This is a genomic window from Peribacillus psychrosaccharolyticus ATCC 23296, from assembly GCF_000305495.1.
Taxonomy (GTDB): Bacteria; Bacillota; Bacilli; order Bacillales; family DSM-1321; genus Peribacillus; species Peribacillus psychrosaccharolyticus.
Window position 1 is genome coordinate 18567 of record NZ_AJTN02000245.1, and the last position, 13943, is coordinate 32509.

Below are 13943 nucleotides of genomic sequence, written 5' to 3' on the forward strand. Positions count from 1 at the left end.
TTTGAAAGGTAATGTTAAAGTAACATAAAAGGATAGTACTAAACTCGTAAATAATCATTCACCTTAAAGGAGTTATTATGAATAAGGGTAAAAAAATACCTGTAAAATTAGTAGCTGTTCTTTCATTTATAGCCATTCTTGCTGGGCTTTATTTATATTTATCATCTGTAGATGGTAATCGAAGCGCTTCGAAATCAAGTTTAGCAGTTAAAGAGCTTGCCGCACCAAAAGGCGGTACCTTTATAGAAGTCATAGAAAAAGACAAGCCGGATATCAATAAAGAATTTCCGCTCGGAATCACAGAACCTGCAATTCAAGATGCTATCCATGCTATGTCCCATCAAAAAGTAAAAGCTGAGGACAAATGGGGATTTCTCCCGTTGACGCAGGATCGGGTAAAACGATTACTCGAAGTGGTCAAAGATGGTGAAGAAACGTACAAGCATGCAGACACATACTTGACTATTCTTGAAAGTTGGAATAACCAAGAATTCAGCTCAGTAGATAAACAACATAATGATATTTGGAGGCTGCAATCTGGGACCATTGGCAAAGCAACGGGTATTTTGTCTGCTGCAGAAGAAAAAGCATATATAGAGAAGCATTATGACATACAAAAATAAAATATCTGTTGTGTGTGCTCTTTATTTAAAGGGTTTCATCAACTAATGTCGAATTAAAAGTTGAGATAAGGAGTTGAGTAAATGACTAAGGAAGATCTATTTAAAGTACTTCATAGTTCTGCCCGCGGTAACTTTTTTACGATAGAACTCGAAAAATCCCGCTACCAAAATGGGGATGAAGTGATGGCATTTGCCAATGAATTAGAAGCTGAAGGAAAAATAAAGATTAGAGAATTTAAGCAATTAAAAGAATCCATTTATTTACAGGGTATAATAAAGTATTCCTCTAATTAACTGAATGATGGTATTCAGTAAGATTGGAACTAGCGCTAAACTCATAATTTACAGGGTTAAGTGCTTTTTTTTGCGGTATCTGGTACAGACTATGATAAAGTTGGTGTAATTAGGAGGAGAAGTGAATATGCGATTATCAGGAAAAAAAGTCATTAGTCTGGTGCATCATGATTTTGAAGATCTAGAGCTATGGTACCCAATATTACGATTACGCGAAGAGGGGGCAATTGTCCATCTTGCTGGTGAGAAAGCTGAAGAAACCTATATTGGGAAATATGGCGTACCAGCTGCAGCAGATTTTGCTTACGGGGATATTGAAGAGGGAGACTATGATGCCATTCTCGTGCCGGGCGGATGGGCCCCGGATAAAATCCGTCGTTTCCCTGAAGTCATCTCTCTTATACAAAGCATGGATGCAAATGATAAGGTAATCGGACAAATTTGTCATGCTGGCTGGGTGCTTATATCAGCTAAAATTCTCCAAGATAAAAAAGTGACCAGCACACCAGGGATAAAGGATGATATGGAGAATGCCGGTGCAATTTGGTATGATGAGGCCGTAGTTGTTGATGGAAACCTTGTTTCCAGCAGACGTCCGCCGGATCTTCCGGATTATTTACGAGAATTTATTAATGTACTTGAAAAAAAATAAACGTTACAAGCAGCTTCTCTTTTGGGAGAGCTGCTTTTTCCGTTTATTAATGAGCCCAAGGCAGGGGTTATTCTGCTTTCGAATGGGCGGCGGTTTCGTATAATTCTACCGCTTCATTTACCGAGTAGTTATTCTTAACGATTGAGTGAATCGCTTTAATCATGGCTTCCGGATGTGCCGATTGCCAGATATTTCTCCCCATATCCACTCCCGCTGCCCCTTGAGCCAGTGCATAATAGGTGATTTCAAACGCCTCGCGGATCGTATCAAATTTAGGACCTCCGGCAATCACAATGGGGACTGGACAGGTGCTGGTGACTTTCTCGAAATCTTCACAATAATAGGTTTTGACGATGTCTGCCCCCATTTCAGCCGTTACCCGTGATGCTAACGACAAGAAACGGGCATCGCGTTTATCGAGTTCTTTACCAACAGCTGTTATACCTAAAACAGGTATTCCATATTGATGGGCATCGGTAACGACATGTGCTAGATTGGTAATAGTTTGAGTTTCGTAATTCGAACCAATGAAGACGGAAACACCGACCCCAACGACATTATGACGAATGGCTTCTTTAATAGAGGTAACAATCGTTTCGTTGGCTAAGTCCTTGCCTACCACGGTTGGACCACCTGAAACCCTTAGAACCATAGGCTTCTCCGTGTTTTCTGGAATACTTGCTGACAGAGTTCCCCTGGTTACATATAAGGAATCTGTATAGGGTAATAACTTCTTTACCGTTTCGCCCGGTTTCTCCAGGCCTCTTATGGGTCCTAAAAAATACCCATGATCAATGGCAAGCATCACAGCACGGCCATTCGGCAGAATCTTGTTCAAGCGGTTTTCAAATCCCCAGCTCATCCTCTTTCAGCTCCTTTATCATGGGCTTATCCAGTACTATTGAATCTTTTTCGGCTATATGCGGTGACTTAATAAACAGTGCTTTGAAGTGTTCCGCAGATTCATTGATCAGGTAGTGCGAATCTCCAGGACTGCATTGAATCATATCTCCCGGTTTTACCGGATACCTTTTATTATTGATATAAAAATCTATCGAACCTTCTAAAATATAAAAAGCTTCCTCACAAGTGGTGTGGTAGTGATTAGGGAAATCCTGTCCGGGTTTTAGCACCACAACGCCTATATCTATATTGGGACCTTTTGATAGATACTTCGGTCCATTGTCGCCAAAACGATAATCAAAGTCATCTTCATGTACTTTTTTCATTCATTCACCTCCTCTCAACGTTAAACCCCTGGTGCTTTCCACATATGCTTGGTTAAACCATTATCAGCCAATCGTAATTGCTCATTATAAATAGTCAGCCATTGGTCATAGATGTGAAGATATTGTTGATGGTTGGTCATATTCGGCAAATGAATTCGTTCCCATTTTACCGTTTTAACTGCTTCCGAAATAGATGAATAGAGTTGGACACCAACACCAGCGTATAAGGCAGTCCCAAGGGCAGCGGCTTCTTTGACAATCGGCACTTTAACCGAAACGCCTAAAACATCAGCTAATGTTTGGCTCCACAGTTTGCCTTTGGAGGCACCCCCGGTAAAAATAACTTCTTTTGGATAGAACCCTGTTTCTTCTTCTATTAGCTTTAAGTTTCCTAGAGTGACGAGGGCTGCATTTTCTTGGAGGGATTTAAATAATTCTTTTTTGCCTGACTTTTGAGGATCTAGACTCAAATTAATAAAAGAAGGTGAAGCATGTCTCCAGGAGGTGAAATTCATAATATTAGAGAAAATTGGCATAATTCCATTAGAGCCGATTGGAACAATGCTTGCTTTTTCTTCTAATATTTCGTATGAATCGCGTCCTGATTTAAGTGCTTCAGCTTTTTCTTCAGCACAAAAGGCATCCCGAAACCAGCGCATAACAAGTCCGGGAGAAAAAGCAATGGTTTCTATTTGCCAAAGGTTTGGAACTGCGTGGCAATTCACCCGAATTCGGCCGAGAGTATCAACTATCGGTTTATTTATATTCACTTCTTGCTGCCAAAAAGAACCACCAGAAATAACGGTTTGTTCATGATCAATGGCGCCGACTCCAACTGAGGCCATCTGTGCATCGCCTCCCCCTGAGAGAACGGGAATGCCTTCAGCTAATCCAGTACTATCAGCAATCTGTTTGGTAATATAACCGATCACGGTGCCAGCTTCTTTGACATCCGGAAGGAATGTGCTTTTGATTCCGCATAGTAAAGCGGCTGCTCGTGAGCCGCTTCGATTGTGTATATCAAATATTCCGCTAGTACAGCCGTTAGAGGGGTCCATATGTAACTCCCCCGATAATTTATAAAGAATCCAGTCGTTGATCATAGTTAAGGTTGTTGCTTTTTCATAGACTTTCGGTTCATGGTTTTTTAACCAAAGTAAGCGGGGAATAGCGCTAAGCGCAAATGTCTGCCCAGACAGCTGGTACGTAATCTGCTCTAAGTTTGCTTCTTGTGCTTTTAAAAATCCAGCTTCTTTTGCTGCTCGAGCATCGACATTTGCACAAGCCCATATTTCTCTGCCGTCTGCATCATATAAAACGAATCCTTCCCGCATACTGGTGGCACTGATAGCTTTAATGTCGGATGAAATAATATTCGTCTTCTTTAAAAGAGAACGAATGCAGTCCTTGATAATCAACCAATTTTGCTGGTAATCAAAATCCATTGAATCAGGGTATTTTTCATCTTCTATATGTGTCCATTCAGTCTGCGAAACGCCAATCTGCCTGCCAGATAAATCGAATAAGACAGCCCGGACACTGCCAGTTCCTGCATCTAACGCAAGAATGTAGTCCATGGATTCCCTCCATTCTCTACTAGTGCAAAAGCACTGGATAAAAGTAAACTTCTTTACTTGAAATGGAACTATTCCTATTACTGAGAACATATTAATTAATGTGTACTTGTATTACTACAAAAGAATAAAACGGCAGGTGAAATGAGATGGAGAAAACCGGAGTTCCTTTACTGGAAATTGAACATATGTATAAGCAATTTGGCGGAAATCCTGTGTTAAAGGGGGTAGATTTAACCCTTAAAGCTGGAGAAATCTTTGCTATGGCAGGAGGGAATGGAGCAGGAAAATCAACATTAATGAAAATCATTACCGGCTTATATAAACCAGATGGTGGAAAGATGAAGGTGAAAGGAACAGCTGTATCTTTTACCAATACGCATGAAGCCCATTTACAGGGTATATATCTTGTACCGCAGGAACCGTTGATTTTTCCTAATATGTCCGTAGAAGAAAATATAATGATTGGGGTGCCTGAGAATAGAGCCCAATGTAAAAAAAAATCAAAATCATAATTGAAAAGCTAGGGTGGAAGCTGAATGTACAAAGAAGTGCTTTAACGCTTACGATTGCTGAAAAGCAACTTGTGGAAATTATCCGAGGATTAGTTCGGGAGGCAGAGGTGTTGATATTAGATGAACCGACTTCCACGTTGACTTTTGGAGAAATTGATTCTCTGTTTATTAACATTAAGCGTCTAGCGAATGATGGGATGGGTGTCCTTTACATCACGCATAGGTTTTCAGAAATCTTTACTCTCGCTGATTCAGTAGCCGTTTTAAGAGATGGTGTCATTTCTTTACAAGGACCTGTTAAGCAATTTACGTACGAAAAGTTGGTGGAAGGCCTTGTTTCCCAGACTACACCAAAAGAGAAGAACAGCGAAAAGCAACAACTGTTATTGAAACAGACAACGACTACGCATCAAGCAGCCTTAGAGGTAACCGATCTCACAGGCAGTCGATTTGCAGGGGTTTCGTTCCAACTATTCCCGGGGGAGGTACTTGGAGTTGCTGGCGTAGTGGGGGCTGGACGTACTGAATTGGCAGAAGCAATAGTAGGTCTTGATAAAATATTGGCTGGAAGAGTCGTATTAAATGAAAGAGATATCACCAATGATTCCTTCCGTCGCAGACTTAATGCCGGCTTAGTTTACGTACCTGAAGATCGTCATGCACATGGGATTTTTTCCATTACATCTATTAAAAACAATATTACATCTACAATCCTCCACCGTCTAAAAGGAATTCTTTTCCCTTTTCAAGAGGAAAGAGCCCTCGCAGCCTCCTATCTAGCTGATCTTCAAATTAAAGCTGAAAGCATTGATCAAGAACTAAAGAGTTTATCTGGAGGGAATCAACAAAAGGTAGTTCTTGCAAAGTATTTGGCAGCGCATCCAAAGGTGATTATTTTAGATGAACCGACACGGGGCATTGATGCACATGCACGAAACGATATTTATAACATGATTCACCAGTTAAAAGCCAGCGGATTAGCCGTTTTATTAATTACTTCAGACATGGAAGAAATTCAGCAGTTAAGCAACCGGGTACTCGTGATGCATGAAGGGAGCATGGTTACGATCCTACCTGAAAATGAGATTACTATTGAAGAAATAACTTCATATGCATTTGGTGTTCAGAGCGGGGTGAAGTATAGATGATGCCGTTCCTAATCAGGGTGTTAAAAGCAAGAGAGCTTTCGATTGTCCTTTTTTTAGCCGGCTTTTTTATCCTAGTTGGATCGATTAACAAAGAATTTATTACAGGAGATACGATTGCTTTATTGATTAAATCAAGTGCTATTCTTCTGGTTATGGCAATTGGTCAATCCTTTGTTTTACTAACTGATAATATTGACGTTTCAGTTGGTTCAACAATGGGTTTATCGGCAGCGGTTACAGGTGTCCTGCTCACAGATGGTTACAGTCTATGGCTGATTGTACCGGCAGTCTTGCTAACCGGCGTTATTGTTGGACTATTAAATGGACTGGGGATTGCATACGGCAAGATTCCTTCCATTATCATGACTTTAGGTATGCTAGGGATCATACGGGGAACAATGCTTTTATTTACGGAAGGAATGTGGATTGAAGACATACCCAATTTTTATAAAGAGTTGTCTGGGGCCGCATTACTAGGAATAAGTCTGCCTGTTTGGATTGCCATTGTACTTGTAGTTGTTTGCCATTTGTATATTACGAGGACAAAGTCAGGGTGCTGCTTTTATGCAGTGGGAGATAATGAAGAAGGAGCAGTTTCAGTAGGTTTACCGGTAAAAAGAGTCCTTGTACTCTCTTTTATATTTTCATCTGTATCTGCCTCAATCGCAGCGTTATTATTTGTCATGAACATCGGGTTTGTTCCCAATCAAACAGGGAGTGGGATGGAACTTCAGGTCATTGCGGCGGCTGTCCTTGGGGGTGTAAGTTTAACTGGTGGGATTGGAAGTGTGATTGGTGCTGGTCTTGGGGCTGTGTTTTTTACCGTTATTAGTAACTCCCTTGTTTACCTAAAGATTCCAGCCTATTATAATGATGCGATTTCTGGGTTCTTATTATTAGCCATTGTTGTTGGGGATTCACAATTCCAAACGTATATTCGTAAACAATCGGCCAGAATAATTAGGAATGGGCAGAAAGGAGAAAATAAGGGTGAAAGACAAACGACAACGATTACTTAAATGGGAATTTGCTCTTGTTGGATTCCTTATTATTGAACTATTCTTGTTTGGACAATTATCTCCTAGTTTTCTTAACCTAAATAATCTCTTATATAGTATGAATGATTTTGTCTATATTGCGTTAGCGGCTATTCCTGTGACATTTGTCATTATTACAGGTGGAATAGATGTTTCAATCGGAGCCGTGATGGGGTTATCATCCATCGTTCTTGGGGTTCTCTGGATGAATGGAGTTAATGTATGGATTGCGCTGTTGATTACTTTATTGGTTGCTGCAGTAGCCGGTTGTTTAAATGGAATATTGGTTGCCTGGACAAATGTACAGCCGTTGGTTGTTACATTGGGAGGTATGTTCGTTTTCTCAGGAATCGCTCTCGTTCTGTCAGGCGGATCGAGTGTATCAGGCTATGAAGGAATCAGTGGCTTCCCTAATGAATTTGTTGGACTTGCGAATGGTCAGCTAGTTGGTGTACCAAATCCAATCTGGATATTGGGGCTTTCTATCTTACTCTTTGGCTTTCTTCTTCACTTTACTCGTTATGGACGAAATGTTTTTCTTGTCGGAATCAATGCAAAGGCTGCTAGATATTCTGGAATTAATACCCGATTAATCATTATGAGTACGTATATGTTAGCAGGATTTGGGGGTGGTTTAAGTGGTGTCATTCTAACTTCGTATTTTAGTTCAGCTCGTTCAGATCTTGGAAGTGAAGCGGTCTTACCTATTATTACAGCAGTTGTCCTAGGAGGTACTAGTATTTTTGGAGGAAAAGGAAGTATAATGGGCACGGCTATTGCGAGTATCGTGATAGGAATGACGCAATATGGTCTGCAGATGGTCAATATGACCAGCCAACAAACAAATATTGTAGTCGGATCCATGCTTATAATCGCTGTTTTACTCAGAAATACACATTGGAAGAAGATGAGTAAATCACTTTCCATCATGAAAAAATAATAAGGGGGAATCGTTTTGAAGAAAATGAAGTCTCTATTATTGTTAGCGGTTACATTAATACTTTTTTCTGCATTGTCAGGCTGTTCAGATACCAGCAAGCCTGCTGATTCACAAGGGGAGAAAACAGAGAAGAAAAAGGATGTAAAATTAGCTTTTATCCCGAAACTGGTAGGTGTCGGTTTCTTTACTTCTGGTGGGCAAGGTGCCAAAGATATGGCGAAATCACTCAATGTAGAATTGAAATATGATGGTCCTACAGAAGCTTCGGTTGCCGGCCAAGTTCAGTTTATTAATAATTATGTGAACCAGAATTATGATGCTTTGATGATTTCTTCAGTTTCGGTGGATGGATTGAGTCAATCACTCAGACGTGCAAAAGAACGGGGTGTTAAAATTCTAACTTGGGATTCTGACGTTAACCCAGAGGATCGTTCGTTTTATATTAATCAAGGGACACCGGATCAATTGGCAGAGCTCTTAATCAAAATGACCCATGATCAAATCGGGGATAAAGGAAAAGTAGCCTTTTTTTACTCTAGTCCAACAGTGACCGACCAAAACCAATGGGTCACGAAAGCGAAAGAGATTGTAAAAGATCAATATCCTGGTTGGGAAGTCGTCACTACACAATATGGCGAAAATGATGCACAAAAATCATTGGCAGTAGGGGAAAGTATTTTAAAAACATATAAAGACATTGATGCAGTAATTTGTCCGGATGCAACGGCACTTCCTGCTATGGCGCAAGCAGCGGAAAATTTAAAGAAAGCGGGAGAGGTGGTCGTAACCGGATTTTCTACACCGAATGTCATGAGAGAGTTCGTTAAAAGGGATACAGTTAAACAATTTGGATTATGGGATGTGAAAAAACAAGGAGCAATTGCGGCTTATGTGGCTTACCTTATGACGGTAGAAGGAAAGGAATTAAAGGTGGGAGATGAATTTGAGGTACCGGATATAGGGAAAGTAAAAATCGAACCTAACTCAATCCAAGGATATGATTATAATGCTGATGACAGTGGAATCATCCTTCTGCCAGAACGAGTCGTTTTCACAAAGGATAATATTGATGATTATGATTTTTAGGTAATTTACTAATTGCTGATTCAATGGGCTGCAGGAAGGCACCCAATCGAATCAGCTTTTTTTATCTTGTGATTGGAAGGAACAGGATGTATCGTAAGATTAAATAATGGTGAAGGGCGGAAAAGCAGTTATGGAACGATTTCAGATGAATTCAAGCATTTCGAAAATAAAAATGGTTTGGCTGGCGGTGGTGCTGGGTTCATTTGCGGCAATCGGTCCATTATCGTTGGATATGTATTTGCCAGGGTTGCCGTCACTTGCCGATGATTTGAATAGCAGTACCTCATTAGCACAGCTAAGTTTAACAGCCTGTATGCTTGGACTGGCTGTTGGGCAAATTTATTTAGGACCATTGAGTGATTCAAGAGGCAGAAGAATGCCGCTAATCTTATCACTGGCTGTTTACAGTGCTTCCTCACTTGCATGTGCCTTCGTTCCGTCCGTTGAGATGTTAATATTAATGCGATTTATACAAGGCATATCAGGAGCTGGAGGAATCGTGATTTCGAAGGCGATTGTCCGCGATCTTTTTTCAGGGACTGAATTAACCAAGTTCTTTTCGATGCTCATGCTTGTAAATGGAGCAGCCCCCATTTTAGCTCCTGTTTTTGGTGGACAGCTCCTGCAGTTCACATCATGGCGTGGTGTATTTATTGTATTGTGTATCCTTAGTATGATGATGATAGCAGCAGCCTTCTGGGGGTTAGCTGAATCATTGCCAAACGAACTGCGCAATGAGGGTAGTATAGCGAATACCTTCCGTACATTTTCTCGTCTTAGTAAGGATCGGATATTTATAGGCTTTGCTTTTTCTCAGGGATTTGTTTCAGCCGCAATGTTCGCCTACATATCGGGTTCTCCGTTTGTATTGCAGAATATTTATGGGGTATCAGCTCAAATGTTTAGTCTTATCTTTGCCATAAACGGAGTAGGCATTATCCTAGCTTCACAAGTGACAGGAAGACTCGCTGGAAAAGTGAAAGAAGGTGTCTTACTTGTGTTTGGCTTATTTATGGCGACGACAGGGGGAATCATTCTTTTAACTGGTATCTTACTTCAAGCGGGCCTTATTGTGATATTGATTGGCTTGTTTCTCTCGGTTTCAAGTGTGGGAATTGTCGGTACAACCAGCTTCGCATTGGCTATGGAGAATCAGCGGAGTCATGCAGGAAGTGCAGCGGCTTTACTCGGACTGATTCCATTTATACTTGGAGCCATAGTGGCTCCACTTGTGGGACTTGGAGGAGAAGAGAGTCCACTTCCAATGGGACTGGTCATATTGGGCAGCCAAATAATCGCGATACTCTCTTACTTTATTGTTGCCCGACCGATGCTGATAAAGGGTAAGTCAAAAGAGAAAGGCTAAATGGCTTTCTCTCAGTTTGTAGACAAAAGAGGTGCGGAATGGTTCATTCCGTACCTCTTTTGGCATTTTTAACACATTTCATGGAATTTTCTCTGCTTATCAAGGCAACTAAGTCTAGCACGTGTTTCCATTTGAGCGTCGGACTAAAATCCAAATTAAATTTAGAAAGACCGTTGATTGGAGTGCTGGCGTGAAGACTCCTGCGGGAACAGCGGGACAGGTGAGACCCCGCAGGAGCGTAAGCATTGATGCGGCTCACCGCCCGCCCGCGGAAAGCGAAACGCCTGGAACGGAAATCAACAATCGCATTTTAAAATTAAGGCTGTTTTCGTAAGGATTGTTGCTAATCATACAAAAGGGTTAAATTACAATTTTATGGTATCATTAAATAAAAATTCCTTGTTCAGCTAAAGGGGCAGGGAAGATCAACAAGCATAGTGTATTCGTATTGTGACAAAAAAAATTAATCTGAAGAAAAAATCATGTATATTTATTTCTATAAATTAGGAATTTTTTTCTGGAGGAGTTGGCTATAAAAGCACATAATTTATTTGGTAAAATCATCTTTTGGATTGGTTTTTTATTTTTTGTTTCTGGTCTCGGAACAAGGTTCGGTCCACTAGACTACAATTCTCTTATACCAAATAAATCATTGGCACTTATTTATATCTGTATAGGAATTACTATCTTAATAATTTCGAACTTTTTTAAGAAATCTAATAACTCAAGAATTTAATAAAGTTAGAGGGGGTACAGATTTCAACCCCCCTCGCCTTGTTTATCACTCACTCTTACTGCACAGTTTTTGCCAACTCTATAATATTCCTTCATAAACTAACCGATTCTTTACTCAAGAGGAAAGGGGCTGCCCTAATTAATATAATTGGAGAAGATACTGTGAAGATAGATATGGTATTTGATTATGAAATGGGTACTGATTTAGCTTCAACTATACAGGAATTGTTAAACGAAAGTTTTCAAAAAGACTTTCCAAAAAACAGAATTTATTTTAAACAATTACCTCATTTTAGATTTGTAGCTTTTAACGAAAAAAATCAACTTATAGGGCAGGTAGGAATAGATTACAGAGTGATGAATCTTAACGGAGAACCTATAAGAGTACTTGGTCTAATTGATTTATGTGTCACCCAAAACACCCGCTCAAAGGGTATAGGTTCGAAGTTACTTTTAGAAATTGAACAGTTTTGTTGCAATAGAAATATTGATTTTTTATTGTTATTTGCTGACAACAAAACGTTGTATCTAAAAAATGGATATAGGTCAGTTACGAATAAGTGTAAATGGTTAAAAATTAACCATGAAAGTCAAATTACAAGGGGTATAGGTTATGAAAAAATTGAGGGATTAATGATTAAAGAAGTTGGTAAGTATGGTTGGCGCGAAGGAGATCTAGATTTTTTAGGCTATCTATATTAAGCTAACGGAGTTTTACTTCAAAAAGGAGGTTGCTGCGGCAACCTTTTTCTTACTGAACTATCAGAGTTCGTTTCTTCTTCGGTAATACCGTCAATAAAGGTTTATATAAACTAGTAAAGAACTCAATTCTTTATTAATAATCATTCCCTAGAATTAGGAATCAAATTTGAAGAAGATAGAGATGATAAACTTGTTTGTTTTTAATCTCATGGAATGGAGTAGATATCTAATAGATTAATTCGTAGATCACTTTAAAGTTATTTAAAAGTAGGCTCTGTTAAACGATAATGTTGATAAACAGTAAAAAAAGGCCCTGTTGGAGGTCCTTTTTCTGGATTTCTAGTTAAACAAACGCACTGGTTATATCAACTAGAAAAAGAACAAGAAAATCATGATTTTTTAATCTAAGGTGGGTAGTTAGTTAGTAAGGAAGATACATAAAATTAAGCCATTTACATTACAGAAGTAGCTTTAATGAAAGCAGTTGCTTCACTACCAACTTTTAGACCTAACCTGGAAACAGATTTTTTAGTAATTGTAGAGACAATAGTATTACATACTGGAAAACTTTATTACAGGGAGTTATCATATGCAAATTAGTGCTCGTAATCAGTTAAAAAGTTTTGACTCTAATTTTTAGGGGTCACATCATATCTTAGAAATGGCAAAACGGAGGAAGAAGCTGTTCGTTCACTACAAGGAGCAATTAAACATAATTTCTACGCATGTAAACATCGCTTACTACACGTACTACAGTATCTATATGTAAAAGAGTTATCCATAGCAAAAAAGGAAGGAGAGGCCCTAAGGCGCTTGCTAGAGAAAATAGGTCAAAAGGAAAGATCCGCTTGCCCTACTATCTATGAAGTGATGAAATGAATCTCTTCGAAAAGTAACGTTTAAGAGTGGACTAGTTGCAACGACAAAAAAGTAGGTGAAAGAATGGACAGCATCTTAGAAGTAATTTTTGGTATTGGAGCACTTGTAACTGCTAAAATATAATCAACAGTTTCTGACAAATAGAATTGAACACTTTTTATCCATTTATTGGTTCAACTAAGCTATGATAAAAAAATCATTGTTTAGCTGGAGGATCTGAAAGGTGGAAAAATTACTTTTGATTGTTGAAGTGCATCAATTAAAAAAACAGGGCTTTAAAGTGGCTGCCATTGCAAGGAAATTAGAGATTTCTAGAAATACAGTTTACAAATATTTGGACATGACTTTTGATGAAGCAACGTGGATGGTTTCTCTATGTAGAAGACAAAAGAAGCAGGATCCCTAACGGGAAAGGATAGTAACTTGGTTAAATGAACATCCAGACTTATCATCTGCTCAAATCGAAGATTGGTTAGAAGAACGTCCGTCGTTAGAAGTTGGGGCTAGTACGATTCGGTGTTATGTAAGTGATTTAAGAGACATCTATCAAATTCCTAAAATAATTCATCCTCGAATGCACGAGGCTGTTGAAGAACTACCAATGGGACAACAGGTACAGGTTGACTGGGGAAAAATCACAGGTAAAAATATTGAAAATAAAGATATTAAATTATACTTCATAACTTTTGTCCTCTTCCACTCTCGGTATAAATATGTAGAGTGGTTAGACAGGCCATTTGACAACAAGAGATACGATTCATTGTCATAAAGCATTTTCTTTCTTTGGAGGAATGCCCGAAGAAATCGTCTATGATCAGGACCATCTAATAACGGTTAGTGAAAATGCTGGATTCCTTTTAAAGAAGTTGTCCATGTAAGATACGTGATAATGTGAAAATAAACAAGCCCACTATTGCTAATTTTATAAATTTTGATTTACTTTTCTTTTCTTTGCTTTTTGTTATAATTAGCATTTTAATGAAGCTCATAAACATTATTAATAGTCCTGAAAACGCCATTAAATAAAGTAAAAAATACTTTCATTGTCTCCTCCGATTTCTAGCTTGCTGTATTATGATGAAAGAAAGCTCGTCACGTTCAACTTAACCCCATTAAACACACTTAATTATACCATTATATTATTCATGTATAAGGTTTGAATA

Annotated in this window: 12 protein-coding genes and 2 pseudogenes; 10 read left to right on the plus strand and 4 right to left on the minus strand. The window is 39.0% G+C overall.

Annotated elements, in window-relative coordinates:
* The first annotated feature begins 77 nt into the window (after positions 1–77).
* From WYK_RS19825 to WYK_RS19835, 3 genes are all read left to right on the plus strand, one after another.
* A complete protein-coding gene (locus WYK_RS19825; protein ID WP_040376187.1) occupies positions 78–623 on the plus strand; it encodes a DUF6241 domain-containing protein in 546 nt (181 codons plus the stop codon).
* An 81-nt stretch (positions 624–704) separates the two neighbouring features.
* Complete coding sequence (locus tag WYK_RS19830; RefSeq protein ID WP_040376188.1) at positions 705–917, plus strand: hypothetical protein; 213 nt, start codon at positions 705–707, stop codon at positions 915–917.
* 127 nt (positions 918–1044) lie between these two features.
* Positions 1045–1569 carry a type 1 glutamine amidotransferase domain-containing protein gene (locus WYK_RS19835; RefSeq protein ID WP_040376189.1) on the plus strand — a complete coding sequence of 175 codons (525 nt, stop codon included), beginning with the start codon at positions 1045–1047 and terminating at the stop codon, positions 1567–1569.
* A gap of 67 nt (positions 1570–1636) precedes the next feature.
* Here WYK_RS19835 and lsrF read toward each other — a convergent pair whose 3' ends face one another.
* From lsrF to lsrK, 3 genes are read right to left on the minus strand one after another with little or no spacing between them, the layout of a single operon-like run.
* A complete protein-coding gene (lsrF, locus tag WYK_RS19840; protein WP_040376190.1) occupies positions 1637–2431 on the minus strand; it encodes a 3-hydroxy-5-phosphonooxypentane-2,4-dione thiolase in 795 nt (264 codons plus the stop codon).
* Positions 2415–2798, minus strand: a complete 384-nt coding sequence (locus WYK_RS19845; protein ID WP_040376191.1) for a cupin domain-containing protein — start codon at positions 2796–2798, stop codon at positions 2415–2417. The genes lsrF and WYK_RS19845 overlap by 17 nt, the downstream gene beginning before the upstream one ends.
* A gap of 20 nt (positions 2799–2818) precedes the next feature.
* Positions 2819–4375 carry an autoinducer-2 kinase gene (gene lsrK / locus WYK_RS19850; protein ID WP_040376192.1) on the minus strand — a complete coding sequence of 519 codons (1557 nt, stop codon included), beginning with the start codon at positions 4373–4375 and terminating at the stop codon, positions 2819–2821.
* Positions 4376–4521: 146 nt separating this feature from the next.
* On the opposite strand from lsrK, the pseudogene WYK_RS19855 reads away from it, so the two are divergent.
* From WYK_RS19855 to WYK_RS19880, 6 genes and pseudogenes are all read left to right on the plus strand, one after another.
* Positions 4522–6035, plus strand: a pseudogene (locus tag WYK_RS19855) (sugar ABC transporter ATP-binding protein).
* On the plus strand, positions 6035–7054 hold the full coding sequence (locus WYK_RS19860; protein ID WP_081704976.1) for an ABC transporter permease subunit: 1020 nt from the start codon (positions 6035–6037) through the stop codon (positions 7052–7054). Before WYK_RS19855 ends, WYK_RS19860 begins: the two are co-directional and overlap by 1 nt.
* Positions 7026–8012, plus strand: coding sequence for an ABC transporter permease (locus tag WYK_RS19865; protein ID WP_040376193.1), 987 nt, complete (start codon positions 7026–7028; stop codon positions 8010–8012). Before WYK_RS19860 ends, WYK_RS19865 begins: the two co-directional genes overlap by 29 nt.
* Before the next feature lie 24 nt (positions 8013–8036).
* Positions 8037–9098, plus strand: a complete 1062-nt coding sequence (gene lsrB, locus WYK_RS19870) for an autoinducer 2 ABC transporter substrate-binding protein LsrB (RefSeq protein WP_040376195.1) — start codon at positions 8037–8039, stop codon at positions 9096–9098.
* Between the two features lie 130 nt (positions 9099–9228).
* A complete protein-coding gene (locus tag WYK_RS19875) occupies positions 9229–10464 on the plus strand; it encodes a multidrug effflux MFS transporter (RefSeq protein ID WP_040376196.1) in 1236 nt (411 codons plus the stop codon).
* Positions 10465–11361: 897 nt separating this feature from the next.
* Complete coding sequence (locus WYK_RS19880; protein WP_040376197.1) at positions 11362–11901, plus strand: GNAT family N-acetyltransferase; 540 nt, start codon at positions 11362–11364, stop codon at positions 11899–11901.
* A 452-nt stretch (positions 11902–12353) separates the two neighbouring features.
* Here the strand turns inward: WYK_RS19880 and WYK_RS26415 are convergent, their stop codons facing one another.
* Positions 12354–12449, minus strand: a complete 96-nt coding sequence (locus WYK_RS26415; protein ID WP_081704977.1) for a TOBE domain-containing protein — start codon at positions 12447–12449, stop codon at positions 12354–12356.
* Between the two features lie 554 nt (positions 12450–13003).
* Between WYK_RS26415 and WYK_RS25850 the strand changes: the two are divergent.
* Positions 13004–13640, plus strand: a pseudogene (locus WYK_RS25850) (helix-turn-helix domain-containing protein); the annotation flags it as partial.
* Positions 13641–13943 lie beyond the last annotated feature (303 nt).

Coding starts and splice junctions, on each gene's coding strand:
- WYK_RS19825 (WP_040376187.1), top strand. CDS start 78: ATGAATAAGGGTAAAAAAATACCTGTAAAATTAGTAGCTGTTCTTTCA.
- WYK_RS19830 (WP_040376188.1), top strand. CDS start 705: ATGACTAAGGAAGATCTATTTAAAGTACTTCATAGTTCTGCCCGCGGT.
- WYK_RS19835 (WP_040376189.1), top strand. CDS start 1,045: ATGCGATTATCAGGAAAAAAAGTCATTAGTCTGGTGCATCATGATTTT.
- lsrF (WP_040376190.1), bottom strand. CDS start 2,431: ATGAGCTGGGGATTTGAAAACCGCTTGAACAAGATTCTGCCGAATGGC.
- WYK_RS19845 (WP_040376191.1), bottom strand. CDS start 2,798: ATGAAAAAAGTACATGAAGATGACTTTGATTATCGTTTTGGCGACAAT.
- lsrK (WP_040376192.1), bottom strand. CDS start 4,375: ATGGACTACATTCTTGCGTTAGATGCAGGAACTGGCAGTGTCCGGGCT.
- WYK_RS19860 (WP_081704976.1), top strand. CDS start 6,035: ATGCCGTTCCTAATCAGGGTGTTAAAAGCAAGAGAGCTTTCGATTGTC.
- lsrB (WP_040376195.1), top strand. CDS start 8,037: ATGAAGTCTCTATTATTGTTAGCGGTTACATTAATACTTTTTTCTGCA.
- WYK_RS19875 (WP_040376196.1), top strand. CDS start 9,229: ATGGAACGATTTCAGATGAATTCAAGCATTTCGAAAATAAAAATGGTT.